A 15,761-nucleotide genomic window follows, 5' to 3' on the forward strand; every position below is an offset into this window, starting at 1 on the left:
AAGCGACATGGGCCAATCAATGTTCATCGTCTGGCGCGAAAGCGTCGAGGCGCTGCTCGTCATCGGCATTCTGCACGCCTGGCTGAGCCAGCAACCCGGCAATCGCCACGCGCTGCGTATGCTCTGGGCTGGTGTGGGCGCAGGCCTTGGCCTGGCGACGTTGCTGGCCTGGGGCATCCTCAGCGCCGGGGACTGGCTGGCCGGCCCGGCGGGCGAATGGTTCCAGTGCGCCATGCTGCTGGTTGCCAGCGTGCTGATCCTGCAGATGGTCGGCTGGATGCATCATCACGGACGCGATCTAAAACGCAATCTGATCGACAGCGCCAGCACACAGCTGAGCCAGGGCAACGGTGTCGGACTGCTGGTGTTGGCCATGCTTGCCGTGGCGCGTGAAGGCAGCGAGACGGTGGTCTTCTTGTACGGCATCGGCCATCAGCAACAGGGCATGGACCTGACCAGCTTCGTCATTGGCGGTCTGCTCGGTTTCGGCCTGGCACTGCTCAGCTACGCCGCACTGCAGGCGGGCAGCCGGTTCTTCTCCTGGAAACGCTTCTTCAAGATCAGCGAAGCCTTGCTGCTGTTGCTCGGCGCCGCCCTGCTGATGGCCGGACTCGACCGTTTCAGCGGTCAACTGATGGGCATGGACGTACCGGAACTGTTCTATACAGCCTTCGGCGATCCGCTATGGGACACCTCCGTCCTGCTCGATGACGGCGGCACCCTGGGCAGCACCATCGCCGGGCTGACCGGCTACCGAGCAATGCCTTCGCTGGCGGCGGTCATTCTCATGGCCTTGTACTGGCTGGCCGTCTGGGCCTGGTTGCGGCCGAAGGCGGAGGCTCGTCTGGAGGCGCATCCAGCATGATAGCCAACGCTCCCTGGCTGGCGCGTATCGGCGACCTGCTGCGCCAGCATGCCAAGACCATCCGCCTGATCCAGTGGCTGGTGGTCGGCTTCTATCTGGTCCTGTTGCTGGTGCCCGCCGTGCTTTCGCTGCCGCCTTCCGAGGCACGCATGCTGGACAACATCACGGTGTTCGCGCAGTTCCTGTTCTGGGGGCTGTGGTGGCCGTTCGTGTTGCTGTCGATGGTGATTTTCGGCCGACTCTGGTGCGGCGTGCTCTGCCCGGAAGGCGCGCTCAGCGAATGGATCAGCTGGCGCGGGCTGAACAAGCGCACGCCGCAGTGGATCCGCTGGAGCGGCTGGCCGACCATCGCCTTCGTGCTGACCACCGTCTACGGCCAGCTGATCAGCGTCTATGACTATGGTCGGGCCGCCGCATTGATCCTCGGCGGCTCCACCGTCGCGGCGATGATCGTCGGCTTCCTCTACGGACGCGGCAAACGCGTCTGGTGCCGCCACCTGTGTCCGGTGAGCGGTGTGTTCGGCTTGCTCGCGCGTCTGGCGCCGATGCACTACAGGGTCGACGAGCAACGCTGGCAGGCCAACCAAGGACCGAAGCTGGCGACCCCCAACTGCGCGCTGCTGATCGACATCCGCCGCATGCAGGGAAACAGCGAATGCCACGCCTGCGGTCGCTGCAGTGGCCAACGTGGGGCCGTCGCCCTCGCCGCCCGTTCGCCCAACGATGAAATCCTCATCGTCGGCAACCAGCCGCAGCACGGCCATTGGGACAGTACGCTGCTGCTATTCGGCATGATCGGCCTGGCCATGGGCGCCTTCCAATGGACGGTCAGTCCCTGGTTCATCACCCTCAAGCAGACCGCCGCCGAGTGGCTGGTCGATCGCGACATCTTCTGGCCGCTGGAGGCCAACGCGCCCTGGTGGCTGCTGACCCACTATCCGCAGGTCAACGACGCCTTCACCTGGCTCGATGGTGCAGCCATCCTTACCTACATCGGTGCCAGCTCGCTGCTGATCGGTGGTGCGCTGTGGTTGCTGTTGCGTGGCGCAGTGCGCTTGATGAACCGCCGCGATGAGGTTTTCCAACACCTCGCGCTTGCGCTCACGCCCCTGGGTGGTGCTGGGCTGTTTCTCGGCCTCTCGGCGACCACCATCAAGCTGTTGCGCTACGAAGGGTTCATCCTCGCCTGGGCACAGCCGACCCGCGCACTGCTCCTGGCCGGTGCTATCGGCTGGAGCCTGTACTTGGCGTGGCGGGTAATCAGCCGCCATGGGGCCAATGGCCTGCGACGGCTCAGTGCGTTAGGTTGCGTGGGACTGGCGACTGCGGTGGTGGGTTACGGCTGGTATTTGCAGTTCTGGGGTTGGAGCTGAACAGGCGCCCTGTCGGGCTCCGCCCAGCCTTCTTTTGGCGATCCCAGCCGCATTCGGAAACAAAGCGGACCCTCTGATACTCGCCCTGATCGCAAGCAAGGCTCGCTCCTGCAAGAGCGAGTGCCAACGCCGACGGCTTCCAGCAGTCCGACCCGCTCACGCAGGGCGTCGGGGAGGCTGCTTGCTGCTTGCAGGGACTGTCGACAGCGTTTGGCGTGGGATACGTTTAGTATCAGCGCAGGTATTTTCTACGAGTCGGCGTCATGTCAATCAACTGGATCTGCAAACACCACACCCAACTCAGCACGCAAGAACTCTATGCCATCCTGCGCCTGCGCGCGGACGTCTTCGTAGTCGAGCAACAATGCGTGTACCTGGATGTTGATGGCCAGGACCTGATAGGCGACACCTGCCACCTGATGGCCTGGCGCGACGAGCAATTAGCGGCCTACCTGCGCCTGCTCGCCCCTATCCAGCATGATGGCGACGTGGTCATTGGCCGCGTCGTGACCGCGCCCTCGGCCCGCGGTCAGGGCATCGGCCATGAAATGATGGTGCATGCACTCGACCATGCGGAGAAACAATGGCCGGGGCACTCGATCTTCCTGTCCGCCCAGGCCCACCTGCAAGGCTATTACAGGCGTTACGGCTTCGACCCGGTGGGCGAGGTGTATGTCGAGGACGGGATCCCGCACATCGGCATGCGCCGGAAGCGTGAGTAACACGCCTAAACGCCGCTCAGGAATCGCCAGCACCGGCTTGATACAAAACCTCCGATGCTCACCCTGATCGCGAGCAAGTTCGCTCGCCACGAGTCGTTATCGTTGCCAGCCCCGAAGCATCCGGAGGGAGCCGGAATGCTGCGAAGAGGCTTGACGTCACCCTCGCAGCACGAACGACGGAAACAGCATCCCCAGCCGATCCCAGAGTTTTTGCTGGTCATAGGGCGCGCGGCTGTCGGGCAGGGTGTTGTCGAACATCCTGGCGGTGCGCACGCACTGCACCGCAAAGCGCTCGACACCCAGGGCGCGAAGACGCTGGGCCAGGTCCCAGAGGTGGTCGGCATCAAACAGCTGCCAATGCACGGTGGTCCGGCATTCGTGGGCAACACCGCTTTCCAGCAAGTGCTCAAGGCTTTTCCAGTTGGCTTTGCCGCTGCCTTCGACTCCGGTGATCAGCATGCTGTGCTCCGGCAGGGCCTTGACGTCGAAGCCCACCCAATCCACCAGCGATAGCACCTGACGGAACAACCTGGGTTTGATGCCAGCGCTGTGCAGGCCGATCTTGAAACCCATCGCGCGCACCTCGGCAATCGCCTCGGGTAGCGCCAATTGCAGGGTCGGCTCGCCGCCGCTGAAAACGACCGCTTCGAGTAGTCCGACTCGTTCCCGAAGAAAATCGAGAATCCCGTCCCAAGGCTTTTCCTGCTCCCCACAGGCTGGAATCAGCCCGGGGTTATGGCAGTAGCGACAGCGCCAGCCGCAACCTTGGCAGAACAGCACGCAGGCGAGATGGTCTGGAAAATCCAATGTGGTCAGGGGGACCAGCCCCCCGACCCGAAGCGCTGCGTTCACGCAACGGTCACTCGCGCCGCCTGTTCAGTGAAGTGCCTGCGCTCCCGGTGCTCCGACTGCTTGCCCGGGTTGAAGGCGGTTACCGGGCGGTGATAACCCATCACACGGGTCCAGACTTCGCAGCGCTGGCGTTGGGCTTCGGGCAGTTGGGTGGCTTGGGTCATGTGTCGCTCCTCTGGGTTGGTTAGAACTCGTGTCACGCCGTGCAGGGGCATTCGGCCCGCCGCTTGGCAATCAATACCTCGTCGCACTTCGGGCAGAACTCGTGTTCGCCGCTCAGGTAGCCGTGGACCGGGCAGATGGAAAACGTCGGGGTGATGGTCAGGTAAGGCAGCCGGAACCGACCGAGCGCCTTGCGCACCAGGTTCTTGCAGGCCTGCGCCGACGAGATCTGCTCGGCCATGTACAGGTGCAGCACGGTGCCGCCGGTGTATTTGGTCTGCAGCTCGTCCTGCAACGCCAGGGCCTCGAAGGGGTCATCGGTGAAGCCCACCGGCAGCTGCGAGGAATTGGTGTAGTACGGTGCATCCGCCGAACCTGCCTGCAAGATGTCCGGGAAGCGCTTTCGGTCTTCCTTGGCGAACCGGTAGGTGGTGCCCTCGGCCGGCGTCGCTTCGAGGTTGTAGAGGTGACCGGTCTGCTCCTGGAAGCGCACCAGCACCGCACGCACATGGTCGAGCAAGTCGATCGCAAGCTGCCGCCCCGCCGATGTATGCAGCCCTTCGGCATCCTCCGTGAAGTTGCGCACCATTTCGTGCAGGCCGTTCACACCGACGGTTGAAAAATGATTGCGCAGGGTGCCCAGGTAGCGCTTGGTGTAGGGATAGAGCCCGGCGTCCATGTGATGCTGAATCACCTTGCGCTTGATCTCCAGGCTCTGCATGGCCATTTCCAGTAGCGCATCGAGATGCTCGAGCAACCCGGACCAGTCGCCGGCATGTAGATAGCCGAGGCGCGCGCAGTTGATCGTCACCACGCCGAGGGAACCGGTCTGCTCGGCCGAACCGAACAGGCCACCGCCTCGCTTGAGCAACTCGCGCACATCCAGCTGCAGCCGGCAGCACATCGAGCGCACCTGATTGGGCTGCATGTCGGAATTGAGGAAGTTCTGGAAGTACGGCAGCCCGTAGCGCGCAGTCATCTCGAACAGGCGATCGGCGTTCTCGCTGTCCCAGGGGAAATCATGGGTGATGTTGTAGGTCGGTATAGGGAAGGTGAACACCCGACCAAGTCCGTCGCCCGCCTGCATGACCTCGATGTAGGCGCGGTTGATCAGCTCCATTTCGGCCTGCAGCTCGCCATAGGCGAACGGCATCTCTTCACCACCGATATAGGGGATCTGCTCGCGCAGATCTTCCGGGCAGACCCAGTCGAACGTCAGATTGGTGAACGGCGTCTGGGTGCCCCAGCGCGACGGCACATTGAGGTTGTAGATGAATTCCTGAATGGCCTGGCGGATCTCGGCAAAGCCCAGATTGTCCTTGCGCACGAACGGCGCGAGGTAGGTATCGAAGGAACTGAAGGCTTGCGCGCCGGCCCACTCGTTCTGCAGCGTGCCGAGGAAGTTGACCATCTGCCCCAGCGCACTCGACAGGTGTTTGGGAGGCCCCGCCTCGACCCGGCCGGGAATGCCGTTGAATCCTTCGTTGAGCAGGGTGCGCAGCGACCAACCGGCACAGTAGCCGGCCAGCATGTCCAGATCGTGGATGTGCAGATCGCCTTCGCGATGCGCGGTACCGATTTCCGAACTGTAGACCTCGTCCAGCCAGTAATTGGCGGTGACCTTGCCCGACACGTTGAGGATCAGACCGCCCAGCGAATAGCCCTGATTGGCGTTGGCCCGTACGCGCCAGTCTTCACGAGACAGGTACTCGTTCATCGAGGCGGCGACATCGACGATCGCCTTGTGGTCGCGGCGCAGCCGGCCATGCTGCTCCCGGTAGACGATATAAGCGCGGGCAGTCGCGTAATGCCCCGCCTCCATCAGTACGCGTTCGACGGCATCCTGCGCCTGCTCCACCGCTACCACCCGCTGCTGCAAGCGCGTCAGCACCTGGGCAGCCAGCGCCTGGGCAGCGGTCTGGTCGAATTCACCCGTGGCCAGACCGGCCGCCTCGATTGCGGCGCCAATCTTGTCCAGTTCGAACGCTACCAGCCGCCCATCGCGCTTGCGCAGCGAGACAGGATGGTTCACCTCCTCAAGCCTGAGCATCACCCCTCCATCACCATATGTAGTAAGCAAAAAATCCAAAAACACAAGATGGTGTGAATGTAGAGAATCGAGGCCTGGAACGAATTGACCATCGTCAATTCGTCCTCGGTGTTTTTTCAACATCTGGCCTAGCCAACCGCGGCGGACGATCTTGTCCGAGGTCAAGGAAGCGCGACCACCGGGACTTCTAGGATGCAGCTTCGAACAATCCCGGACGCGTACCGGCGGAGGAACCATGCTCACCGAAACATCCCTTGTTGCGGAGCTTCGCCGCCATCACTTGTTCAGCCGGCTGCCCGAGGCGGCGATGCAGGAGGTCTGTGCGTCGGCCAATCTCAAGCGTTTGCCCGCTGGCGCTTCGCTGTTTCACCAGGGCGACAAGGCCGAGCGCTTCTACTTTCTGTTCAGCGGTCAGGTGAAATTGCATCGCGTAGTCTGCGACGGCCAGGAGAAACTGGTGGAGGTCATTCGCAGCGGCGAATCTTTCGCCGAAGCGCTGTTGTTCACCGGCGCGCCGAATTACCCGGTCAGTGCCACGGCGCTCAAGGCCAGCCTCATCGCCAGCCTGCATGGCCCGCACTATCGGCGCATGCTGGAGGAGCACCCGAGCATCTGCCTGGACATCCTCGCCACGCTCAGTATCCGTCTGCATCAGCGCATGAACGAAATCGACACCCTTACCCTGGCCAACGCCAGCCATCGCGTGGTGCGCTTTCTCTATCAGTCACAGGCGGACGACAGCGGCGTGGTCACGCTGGACGTGCCCAAACGCCTGATCGCCTCCAAGTTGGGCATACAGCCGGAAACCTTTTCGCGCATCCTGCACCGGCTGATGGAGTCGGGAATGATCAGCGTGCAACGCCGCCGCATCGAGATCCTGGACAATCAAGGCCTGGCTGCCTATCAGGAGTGACCTGCGACCAATCGCCCCAGCTTCTTGATGATCGTCAAAGGCAGAGATCCGCCAGGCTTGGATACTTGCCGACAGACCTATCGGATCGGGAGAACAGCATGTCGACGTCGCGCCTACCCTTGGTGTACGCCTGTTCAGGCTGCTCGAACGTGGCGCAGCTGGCCAACACCCTCGCGGTGCGCCTCGATCGTGCCGGGCTGGCAGAAATGTCCTGCATTGCCGGTGTCGGCGGAAGAGTCAGCTCGCTGGTCAACAAGGCCAACTCGGGCCGACCGATTCTGGCGATCGACGGCTGCCCGCTGCATTGCGTACAAGCCTGCCTGGCGCTCCACGAAGTGACCGCCGATGTCCATATCACGCTCAGCAGCTACGGCTTGCGCAAGCGCTATCGCGAGGACTGCTCGGAGGCCGAAGCCGACGCGTTGTTCGTGGACATGAAGGCCATCATCGCCAGCGATCGGATGCAGCGGCGCGCGGGGTGAAACCACACATCGCTGGTCGGCGACTCGATCAGCCAGGGCGGCGGACTGAGCCCATCCTACGGCGCAACACTGAAGACCACCTTGACCAACGCCGCACCCCTAGCACTGCTAGTCGGATCAGGCACCAGCCGCCTGGGCCCGCCCGGCCGCGGCCACTTCTTCGCCGGCGCCCTGCAGCAGTTTCCACAGCCAGCTCGGCAGCGAGTCGGGGTCGAGGCTGTCGATCAGGTTCTTGATCGCCAGGCCCAGCTCGGTATCGCCTTCGATGACCAGCCGGCGACGGAAGAACAGCGTATCCGGGTCTTCCTGACGGCTGGCCAACAGCAGGAACTCACGCCAGTTGCCGCGAATCGTCACCTCCACTGGCACCTGCGCGGCGATGCGCAGCTGCTCGCGCTCGCAGGTCAGGCACCAGGCGAGACCGAGGTCGGCGACTTCGAGCTTCAACCAGCGATCGTCCAGCACATCGAAGGCACCGTCACTCAGCGCTTCGGCGAATACCTGATTGAGGCTGCGCTCCAGCGCCAGACGCTGCAACAGGAACGGCGTCTTGGCGGCGAGCGGCAGCAGCCGCCCACCGAGATTCACCAGATGGCCACGCGGGCTCAACATAATCCGGCCTCCTCGGCACGCAGCATGCCCGGCTGGCCATGCCAATAACCATTGCAGCCATCCACCGCCAGCGGCGGCGGCGCGCCCTTGCGCACCGCATCGAAGGCGCCGATCACCTCTTCCATGCCGGCAGCGCGAGGGCTCAGGCGCAACAGATCGGCGCCAGTGTCGACCAGCCCGACATAGTCGGCCAGCAGGTTGCTGACCGAGGCCGACATCGTCTGGATGCCATTGATGGTGAACAGCGCCTCACCTTCCTGGCTGAGCAACGGAATGCCCTCGGGGTAGTTCTGGCAGCAGAACTGACAGTCATCCTTCGGCCGGTTCTCGGCGCGGGCGGTGAAGCAGCGCGCCGAATAGGCCAGCGGCAGGTGCCCGTAGGCGAATATCTCGATTTCCGGCAGCGTGACGTCCAGCTCCTGCAGCTGCGCGCGGGCGCTCTTGATCAGCTTGCCGGAGGCTTCCACCGGCGGCACCCAGCGGCTCATGCCGCTGGCCACCAGCTCGGCCAGCGCATGGCCGTTGTAGAGATTCAGCGCCGGGCCGCCGACGAAGGGCAACTTGCGTTCGGACATCAGCTGCACCGCACCCATATCGTTGGCTTCCACCAGCAGTTCGCCGTTGTCGCACAGGCGACGCAGGCTGGACAGTTCGGAAGCGGCTTCGACCAGGGTCAGGCCGGACAATACCAATTGCGCCGAGGAGGCTTCGGCCAGATCACGAGCCAGACCAAGCCAGTCGTCGAGCATCAGCGCGCGGCGCTTGGAGCAAACGGTTTCGCCGAGGTAGATAACATCCAGCGGCTGGCTGGCCATGTTGGCGTAGAAGTCCAGCGTCTGCTGGCGATCCCAGTAGAACAGCACCGGGCCCAGAGAAAGTTTCATGGGTGACTCCTCGTTCATTGCCAAGCCCGGTGGTAGGCACCCAGGGTGGTTTGCGAGCCTTCGGAGAGGCCGTCCAGCACCTGCCGCCAGCCGGGTTCGACCGTGTAGCGCTGCGGCGCCTTGAGGTAGCTGTCCAGCGCCGCGCGCCAGACCCGGGTGACCTGCTCGACATAGGCCGGGCTGCGCTGGCGGCCCTCGATCTTCATCGCGGTGACGCCGATGGCGGACAGCTCGGGGATCAGATCCAGGGTGTTCAGGCTGGTGGGTTCTTCCAGCGCGTGGAAACGTTGGCCATTGACCATGAAGCGACCCTTGCACAGCGTCGGGTAGCCGGCCGATTCGCCCTCGGCGTAGCGGTCGATCAGCACGTTGTTGAGGCGCGAGGTCAGTCCTTCCGGCTCCTCGCTCCAGCGCACTGCCTTGGCTGGCGAGCACACGCCGCAGAGGTTCGGTGATTCGCCAGTGAGATATGAAGACAGATGGCAACGACCCTCCGCCATGATGCACAGGCTGCCGAAGGCGAACACTTCGATCGGCACCGGGCTGCTGGCGGCGACCTGCTTGACCTGTTTGAGCGATAGCACCCGAGGCAGCACGGCGCGCTTGATGTTGTAGCGCTGCTGGTAGAACGCCAGCGCCGCGGCATTGGTCGCCGAGCCTTGCACCGACAAGTGCAGGTTGAGCTGCGGATGGCGCTTGGCGGCATAGCCCAACACGCCAGGGTCGGCGGCGATCAGTGCGTCGACGCCCATGGCGGCGGCCTGATCCACGGCGCGCTGCCAACGGCTCCAACCGTCGGGCTGCGCATAGGTATTGACCGCGATATACAGCTGCCGGCCCTTCTCGCGGATCAACTGCAGGCCCTTGTCGAGCTGCTTGTCATCGAGATTGAGGCCGGCGAAATGGCGGGCGTTGGTGTCGTCGCGAAAACCGACATAGATGGCATCGGCGCCCTGCTGGACGGCGGCCTTCAGCGCCGGCAGGCTACCTGCTGGACAGACCAAATGCATGGCAACTCCTAGACGTGCGGTTCATGCGCGCCGTGCCGATGGCAGCAGCGCCGTCCGGGCCGGACGGAAAGCCGGCAGTCTAGGTAGACGACCCGAGGTCGGCATTGATAAAGGTCAAGGAGGGGTAGCGCTCGAAGCTCGACGTTCGAAGCTAATCAGGGCTGGGCTTCATTCGGATATTGTCGATGTTGTTCTGCATGCCATGCAGTTCGCGCGGGGCGAGACGCCATGGGCGCGCGGCTTGTTCACGAGGCTCCGGCTGCGTTTTCGCCACAAGCTCGCTAAGCCGCGCATGCCGATCCGCCGACAGCCCAGCTTCTGCTTTTGCTGCCAGCCTCCAGCGCCTCGGTCTATATTCCCTCGTCGCCTTCGAATTCCTCGGTGGCGCGCGCCACCATCTGCCGCCAGGCACCGGATTCGTCCGCCAGCAGACGCATGGCCTTGAGGCTGGCGACGAAGGCCTGTTGGTAGTGCTGTGGATTATTCTCGCTGGCGGCGCGCTCGGCATGCGCCAGCGCCTCGGTCAGCAGCGCGTCGAACTGGTCATGGTCCAGAGCCATGGAAGTCTCCTCGATAGGTCATGTCAGCAGCTTAGACCAGCGAGCTGTCGAGACGACTCGCGCCGATTGGCGGCAATTGCGATGAAACGGTTGCAACCACGTCGGGGCTATTTGAGCTTCAGCCGTCTGGCGAGCTTGTGCAGGTTGCTGGAATCGACATCCAGCAAGCGGGCTGCCTGTGCCCAGTTCTCGCCGCTGGCCTCCAGGGCGCGAACGATCGCCAGGCGCTGAGCGTCATCGACGGCTTGGCGCAGCGAGACGATTTCCACTTCCGTCGGTTGCGGCTGGGCCTCGGCAATCGGCGCAAGCGAGGCGGCATGCGTGCTGTCCAGATCGAGCAGATCGGGCTCCAGGGTGAGGATCTCGCTGCGTGACGCGCCACGGCTGAGCAGTCGCAGCGCCGCGCGACTGATCACGTGCTCCAGCTCGCGCACGTTGCCCGGCCAGCCATAACCGAGCAACGCGCGCTCGGCGGCAGGTGACAGTCGCATGCTGCGCAGCCCCAGCCGGGCGCGGTTCAGCTCGAGAAAGTAGCCGGCCAGGATCAGCACGTCATTGCCGCGTTCGCGCAGCGGCGGAATCGGTGCCGGGTAGACGGACAAGCGATGGTAGAGATCGGCACGAAAATGCCCGTCGCGCACGCTCTCGCGCAGATTCCGATTGGTCGCCGCGATGATCCGCACATCGACCTGCCGCGGCTTGTCGGCCCCGAGACGCTGGATTTCTCCGTTCTGCAAGGTGCGTAGCAGCTTGGCCTGGACCACCAGCGGCAACTCGCCCACTTCATCGAGCACCAGAGTGCCGCCGTTGGCTGCATCGAAACGGCCGGGCCGATCGGTGGTGGCACCGGAAAACGCACCTTTGACGTGACCGAACAGCTCGCTTTCGGCCAACGATTCAGGCAATGCGGCGCAGTTGACCAGCACCAGGGGCTTGTTGCGGCGGCGCGAATGGCGGTGCAACCAACGGGCGAACAGCTCCTTGCCCACGCCGGTCTCGCCCAGCAGCAACACCGGCAGTTCGGAGTCGGCGACCACTTTCAGTTCCCGCAGCAGTTCGGAAATCACCTGACTCTGGCCGAGAATCTCACCGTCACCCGGCACTTCGGTGGGTTCCAGCACATCGGTGCGAGCCAGCCGAAGGCCGCGATTTTCGTGCTCCAGCCGGGTGATACGAATCGCCGCCTCGATCACCAGGGTATAGCGCTGCAGGTCGCGCCGCGCGTCGTCATCGAAGGTTCCGGCGTGCAACGCATCGAGGGTCAACGCGCCCCATAGCTTGCCTTCCACGAACAGGCTGACGCCCATGCAATCGTGTACCGGCAAAGGCTCGCCGGCACGTTCGTCGAGCAGCCCGTCGTAAGGGTCCGGCAGCCGGCTATCGGGTTCGAACCAGGTGGGCTCGCGTTGCGAGAGGATCGCAGCGAGCCGCGGGTGTTGCGCCACCACGAAGCGCCGGCCAAGCGCCTCCTGCACCAGCCCCACCGCGGCCAACGGGCGCAGCGTGTCGTCATCGAGGCGCAGCAACACCACCGCGCCACAGCGGAAGCGTTCGTGCAGGGTATGCACCAGTCGTTGCAGGCGAACCGCATTGGGCAGCTCGGTGACAAGATCGGCCAGCAGTGCTTCTTCCATCATGGTGCGAACTACCCTCAAGGTTTTTTAAACCCTATACCGGTCAGGTAGTTTTCACCAAGCCTAAATTTAGGTCCTTATGAATCAACCGGTTAGCTATGGCACGGAGCTTGCCCTTCTCCTGTATCTCCACTCACGGATACGCCGCCATGAACATCGCGCTTACCGAGCAGACCCTGGGCAGCTTGGCTTGCCTCATCCCCGGCGCCACCCGCGTGTTCCGCCAGTACAAACTGGATTTCTGCTGCGGTGGCAACATCCCGCTGCGCGACGCGGCGCTGCAGCGCAACCTGGACGCGCAAACCATAGCCAACGAGCTCGCGGCACTGAGTATCAACTCGACAACCGAGCTGGATTGGCGCAATGAATCGGTCGCCGAGCTCATCGAATACATTCTCGAACGCTTTCACGAACGGCATCGTGAACAGCTCCCAGAGCTGATCCGCCTGGCCAGCCGCGTCGAGCAGGTACACGGCAACAAGGCTGACTGTCCGACCGGGCTCGCCGAACACCTCTGGCGCATGCAGCAGGAGCTGGAAAGCCACATGCTCAAGGAGGAGCAGATTCTGTTCCCGATGCTGCGCCGCAACATCCAACTGTCGCCGACCCAGGGCCCGATCGCGGTGATGCGCTACGAGCACGACCAGCACGGCGCCGCGCTGGAGCGCCTGGCCGAGCTGACCCATGACATCACCCCGCCGGCCAACGCCTGCAACACCTGGCGCGCGCTTTATCGCGGGCTCGAGGAGCTGCGCGACGACCTGATGCAGCACATTCATCTCGAGAACAACATCCTGTTCGTCAACGCCGCTGCACATTGAGGCGACAACGAGCCACGCGGGCCAGATGGCCCCATCCTGTAGTAACGGAGGCGGTATGAAAGCAGTGATTCAGCCCTTGGTGTGGGGCCTGGCCATGGCGTCGATGCTGGCGTTGGCCAGCGGTGTGGCACTCGATCTGGTCGTCAGCCCCACACAAGCAGCCGTCAGCGGAACGAAAACGCTCTCACCCTGGCGGGCCTGATGCCATGCGTTTCAACACTTGGCATGCATCAATACTTCAGTCCCACGCCTGGGCTAGGCTCAGTAAAACCTCGACGCCGACACCTGTGAACCGGTACGGCACCCGTCCGAGGGCGGTTGATTATTAGAAAACAGGATGCCTTGCATGGTGCTTCATCGCGTACACAACCAGATCCTCCGTAGCCATCACCTGTTCGAGCCCTTGAATGACGAACAGATGGACCAGCTGATGAGCGCCAGCCAGCTGCTCAATCTCGACAAGGGCGACAACCTCTTTCATCAGGGCGAACCGGCCCATTCGTTCTACTTCGTGATTTCCGGGGCGGTTAAGATCTACCGGCTGACCCCGGACGGGCAGGAAAAGGTCTTCGAGGTGATCGGCAACCGGCAGACCTTTGCCGAAGCGATGATGCTCATGGACACACCCAACTACGTCGCCTCGGCCCAGGCCGTCTGCCCGACCCAGGTCTACCGGTTCTCCAATACGGCCTACATGCGTCTGCTGGAAGCCAACCAGAAGCTGTCCTTCGCGCTACTCGGCAAGCTCAGCGTGCGCTTGCATCAGCGCATCAACGAGATCGAAACGCTGTCGCTGAAGAACGCCACCCACCGCGTGGTGCGCTACCTGATGACGCAGCTGGCGCGACTCAAGGACGAAAGCAACAGCTTCGAGCTGCCGATGGCCAAGCAGCTGATCGCCGGCCACCTGTCGATCCAGCCGGAAACCTTTTCGCGCATCATGCGTCGCCTGATCGACGAAGACATCATCATCCAGGAAGGCCGGCAGATCACCATCCTCGATCGCCAGCGCCTCGAACAGTTCGAGTGATCGGCAGCAACCGCCCGCTCCCCCCGGTCGGCTGCCCGTCCAGGCCGAGCGGCTTTTTCAGGCGGTTGATTGCGGTCAACCTTGATCGGTCGCCAGGGATGGCAAGCTGGACCTGACGTAAAGAGGACGCCGCCCATGCCCAAGTGCTTGTACTGCCAGCAACCCAACCCGCCGCAGGAAGCCGAATGCAGCAACTGCGGTATGCCCCTCCCCGCCCACGCCGATACCGCTGGCGAACGGCGCCAACGCAAATTCTTCTGGTTCTGCATCGGCCTGACGGTGTTCTGTGCCGTGATGATCGTCTGGTTGCCGCGCCACTTCTTCTAAGGGGCGGCCACACTGCCCGCGTGATGCACAGAAGCGGAACGCCGCTTGCCTATCCTGCCGTCCTGAAAAGCTTGGCCCCGAGGGCGGGGCTCCCACAAAAGCAGTAAGAGTCGCGACCCGCGGCGAATGGCGCCGGTTCGGTGTCTGAAAAGCTTCGTTCCGAGCGCGGGGCTCCCACAACAAAGCAGTCGTGTATGCCGCCTTTGTAGGAGTCGCGACCCGCGGCGAGTGGCGCCGGCTCGGTGCTAAAAAGCTTCGCCCCGAGCGCGGGGCTCCCACAAAAGCAGTCGTGCATGCCGCCGCCTTTGTAGGAGTCGCGACCCGCGGCGAATGGCGCCGGCTCGGTGCTAAAAAGCTTCGCCCCGAGGGCGGGGCTCCCACAAAAGCAGTCGTGCATGCCGCCGCCCTTGTAGGAGTCGCGACTCGCGACGAATGGCGCCGGCTCGGTGTCTGAAAAGCTTCGCCCCGAGGGCGGGGCTCCCACAACAAAGCAGTCGTGCATGCCGCCGCCCTTGTAGGAGTCGCGACCCGCGGCGAATGGCGCCGGCTCGGTGTCTGAAAAGCTTCGCCCCGAGGGCGGGGCTCCCACAACAAAGCAGTCGTGTATGCCGCCTTTGTAGGAGTCGCGACCCGCGGCGAGTGGCGCCGGCTCGGTGCTAAAAAGCTTCGCCCCGAGCGCGGGGCTCCCACAAAAGCAGTCGTGCATGCCGCCGCCCTTGTAGGAGTCGCGACTCGCGACGAATGGCGCCGGTTCGGTGTCTGAAAAGCTTCGTTCCGAGCGCGGGACTCCCACAACAAAGCAGTCGTGTATGCCGCCTTTGTAGGAGTCGCGACCCGCGGCGAATGGCTGCGGCTCGGTGCTAAAAGCTTCGTCCCGAGCGCGGGGCTCCCACAACAAAGCAGTCGTGCATGCCGCCGCCCTTGTAGGAGTCGCGACCCGCGGCGAATGGCTGCCGGCTCGGTGTCTGAAAAGCTTCGCCCCGAGGGCGGGGCTCCCACAAAAGCAGTCGTGCATGCCGCCGCCCTTGTAGGAGTCGCGACTCGCGACGAATGGCGCCGGCTCGGTGTCTGAAAAGATTCGCCCCGAGGGCGGGGCTCCCACAAAAGCAGTCGTGCATGCCGCCGCCTTTGTAGGAGTCGCGACTCGCGACGAATGGCGCCGGCTCGGTGTCTGAAAAGCTTCGCCCCGAGGGCGGGGCTCCCACAATAAAGCAGTCGTGCATGCCGCCGCCCTTGTAAGAGTCGCGACCCGCGGCGAATGGCCGCAGCTCGGTGTCTGAAAAGCTTCGCCCCGAGGGCTCCCGCAAAAGCATCGTAGGGTGGGTCACACTTCACCGATCCACGGGGTGGCCATCCACCGAGCGAAGCCACGGCGGATGTGAAGCGCGACATCCACCCTACCGGCCACTGAGTGATGGACGCGTCCTCCAGTCCTCCGAAAGCGCATCTCTTAACACCGCGCCT

Annotated in this window: 17 protein-coding genes; 9 read left to right on the top strand and 8 right to left on the bottom strand. The window is 63.5% G+C overall.

Features of this window, described 5'->3' with window-relative positions; translation table 11 throughout:
• The first annotated feature begins 7 nt into the window (after window positions 1-7).
• From ACL0K2_RS09300 to ACL0K2_RS09310, 3 genes are all read left to right on the top strand, one after another.
• Entirely contained in the window at window positions 8-865 is an 858-nt protein-coding gene (locus ACL0K2_RS09300; RefSeq protein WP_413044272.1) for an FTR1 family iron permease, read from the top strand.
• Window positions 862-2,238, top strand: a complete 1,377-nt coding sequence (locus tag ACL0K2_RS09305) for a 4Fe-4S binding protein (RefSeq protein WP_413044273.1) — start codon at window positions 862-864, stop codon at window positions 2,236-2,238. Before ACL0K2_RS09300 ends, ACL0K2_RS09305 begins: the two co-directional genes overlap by 4 nt.
• A 263-nt stretch (window positions 2,239-2,501) precedes the next feature.
• Window positions 2,502-2,960 (top strand): GNAT family N-acetyltransferase, encoded by a 459-nt coding sequence (locus ACL0K2_RS09310; RefSeq protein ID WP_045163578.1) that lies wholly within the window; start codon window positions 2,502-2,504, stop codon window positions 2,958-2,960.
• A gap of 156 nt (window positions 2,961-3,116) precedes the next feature.
• Here ACL0K2_RS09310 and ACL0K2_RS09315 read toward each other — a convergent pair whose 3' ends face one another.
• Genes ACL0K2_RS09315 through ACL0K2_RS09325 form a run of 3 tightly spaced genes read right to left on the bottom strand, consistent with a single transcriptional unit; the run spans window position 3,117 to window position 6,024 of the window.
• Complete coding sequence (locus tag ACL0K2_RS09315; protein ID WP_045163579.1) at window positions 3,117-3,812, bottom strand: anaerobic ribonucleoside-triphosphate reductase activating protein; 696 nt, start codon at window positions 3,810-3,812, stop codon at window positions 3,117-3,119.
• Window positions 3,809-3,976: an anaerobic ribonucleoside-triphosphate reductase gene (nrdD, locus tag ACL0K2_RS09320; RefSeq protein WP_045163580.1), complete on the bottom strand. Its 168-nt coding sequence runs from the start codon at window positions 3,974-3,976 to the stop codon at window positions 3,809-3,811. The genes ACL0K2_RS09315 and nrdD overlap by 4 nt, the downstream gene beginning before the upstream one ends.
• A 32-nt stretch (window positions 3,977-4,008) precedes the next feature.
• A complete protein-coding gene (locus ACL0K2_RS09325; protein ID WP_413044274.1) occupies window positions 4,009-6,024 on the bottom strand; it encodes a ribonucleoside triphosphate reductase in 2,016 nt (671 codons plus the stop codon).
• 235 nt (window positions 6,025-6,259) lie between these two features.
• Here ACL0K2_RS09325 and ACL0K2_RS09330 point away from each other — a divergent pair, with 235 nt between their 5' ends.
• Both ACL0K2_RS09330 and ACL0K2_RS09335 read left to right on the top strand, forming a co-directional pair.
• On the top strand, window positions 6,260-6,937 hold the full coding sequence (locus tag ACL0K2_RS09330; protein ID WP_045163582.1) for a Crp/Fnr family transcriptional regulator: 678 nt from the start codon (window positions 6,260-6,262) through the stop codon (window positions 6,935-6,937).
• A 98-nt stretch (window positions 6,938-7,035) separates the two neighbouring features.
• Window positions 7,036-7,419, top strand: a complete 384-nt coding sequence (locus ACL0K2_RS09335) for a putative zinc-binding protein (RefSeq protein WP_413044275.1) — start codon at window positions 7,036-7,038, stop codon at window positions 7,417-7,419.
• A 117-nt stretch (window positions 7,420-7,536) separates the two neighbouring features.
• Here the strand turns inward: ACL0K2_RS09335 and ubiT are convergent, their stop codons facing one another.
• The 5 genes from ubiT to norR form a co-directional block, all read right to left on the bottom strand.
• Window positions 7,537-8,031, bottom strand: a complete 495-nt coding sequence (gene ubiT, locus ACL0K2_RS09340) for a ubiquinone anaerobic biosynthesis accessory factor UbiT (protein WP_413044276.1) — start codon at window positions 8,029-8,031, stop codon at window positions 7,537-7,539.
• Window positions 8,025-8,915, bottom strand: coding sequence for a U32 family peptidase (locus ACL0K2_RS09345; RefSeq protein ID WP_045163585.1), 891 nt, complete (start codon window positions 8,913-8,915; stop codon window positions 8,025-8,027). Before ACL0K2_RS09345 ends, ubiT begins: the two co-directional genes overlap by 7 nt.
• A 14-nt stretch (window positions 8,916-8,929) precedes the next feature.
• Entirely contained in the window at window positions 8,930-9,925 is a 996-nt protein-coding gene (gene ubiU / locus ACL0K2_RS09350; protein ID WP_045163586.1) for a ubiquinone anaerobic biosynthesis protein UbiU, read from the bottom strand.
• A 350-nt stretch (window positions 9,926-10,275) separates the two neighbouring features.
• Complete coding sequence (locus tag ACL0K2_RS09355; protein ID WP_045163587.1) at window positions 10,276-10,485, bottom strand: hypothetical protein; 210 nt, start codon at window positions 10,483-10,485, stop codon at window positions 10,276-10,278.
• 107 nt (window positions 10,486-10,592) lie between these two features.
• The gene (gene norR / locus ACL0K2_RS09360) at window positions 10,593-12,122 is read right to left on the bottom strand and encodes a nitric oxide reductase transcriptional regulator NorR (RefSeq protein ID WP_413044277.1); all 1,530 of its coding nucleotides are present in this window, start codon (window positions 12,120-12,122) and stop codon (window positions 10,593-10,595) included.
• A gap of 146 nt (window positions 12,123-12,268) precedes the next feature.
• On the opposite strand from norR, the gene ytfE reads away from it, so the two are divergent.
• The 4 genes from ytfE to ACL0K2_RS09380 all read left to right on the top strand — a co-directional run bounded on the left by ytfE (window position 12,269) and on the right by ACL0K2_RS09380 (window position 14,297).
• Window positions 12,269-12,940, top strand: a complete 672-nt coding sequence (ytfE, locus tag ACL0K2_RS09365) for an iron-sulfur cluster repair protein YtfE (RefSeq protein ID WP_045163589.1) — start codon at window positions 12,269-12,271, stop codon at window positions 12,938-12,940.
• Window positions 12,941-12,995: 55 nt separating this feature from the next.
• On the top strand, window positions 12,996-13,142 hold the full coding sequence (locus tag ACL0K2_RS09370) for a hypothetical protein (protein ID WP_413044278.1): 147 nt from the start codon (window positions 12,996-12,998) through the stop codon (window positions 13,140-13,142).
• Between the two features lie 144 nt (window positions 13,143-13,286).
• A complete protein-coding gene (locus ACL0K2_RS09375) occupies window positions 13,287-13,970 on the top strand; it encodes a Crp/Fnr family transcriptional regulator (protein WP_413044279.1) in 684 nt (227 codons plus the stop codon).
• Between the two features lie 135 nt (window positions 13,971-14,105).
• Window positions 14,106-14,297, top strand: coding sequence for a DnrP protein (locus ACL0K2_RS09380; RefSeq protein ID WP_239610466.1), 192 nt, complete (start codon window positions 14,106-14,108; stop codon window positions 14,295-14,297).
• Window positions 14,298-15,761 lie beyond the last annotated feature (1,464 nt).

Source organism: Pseudomonas sp. YJ42 (genome assembly GCF_047225135.1).
In the GTDB taxonomy this organism is placed as follows: domain Bacteria; phylum Pseudomonadota; class Gammaproteobacteria; order Pseudomonadales; family Pseudomonadaceae; genus Stutzerimonas; species Stutzerimonas stutzeri_E.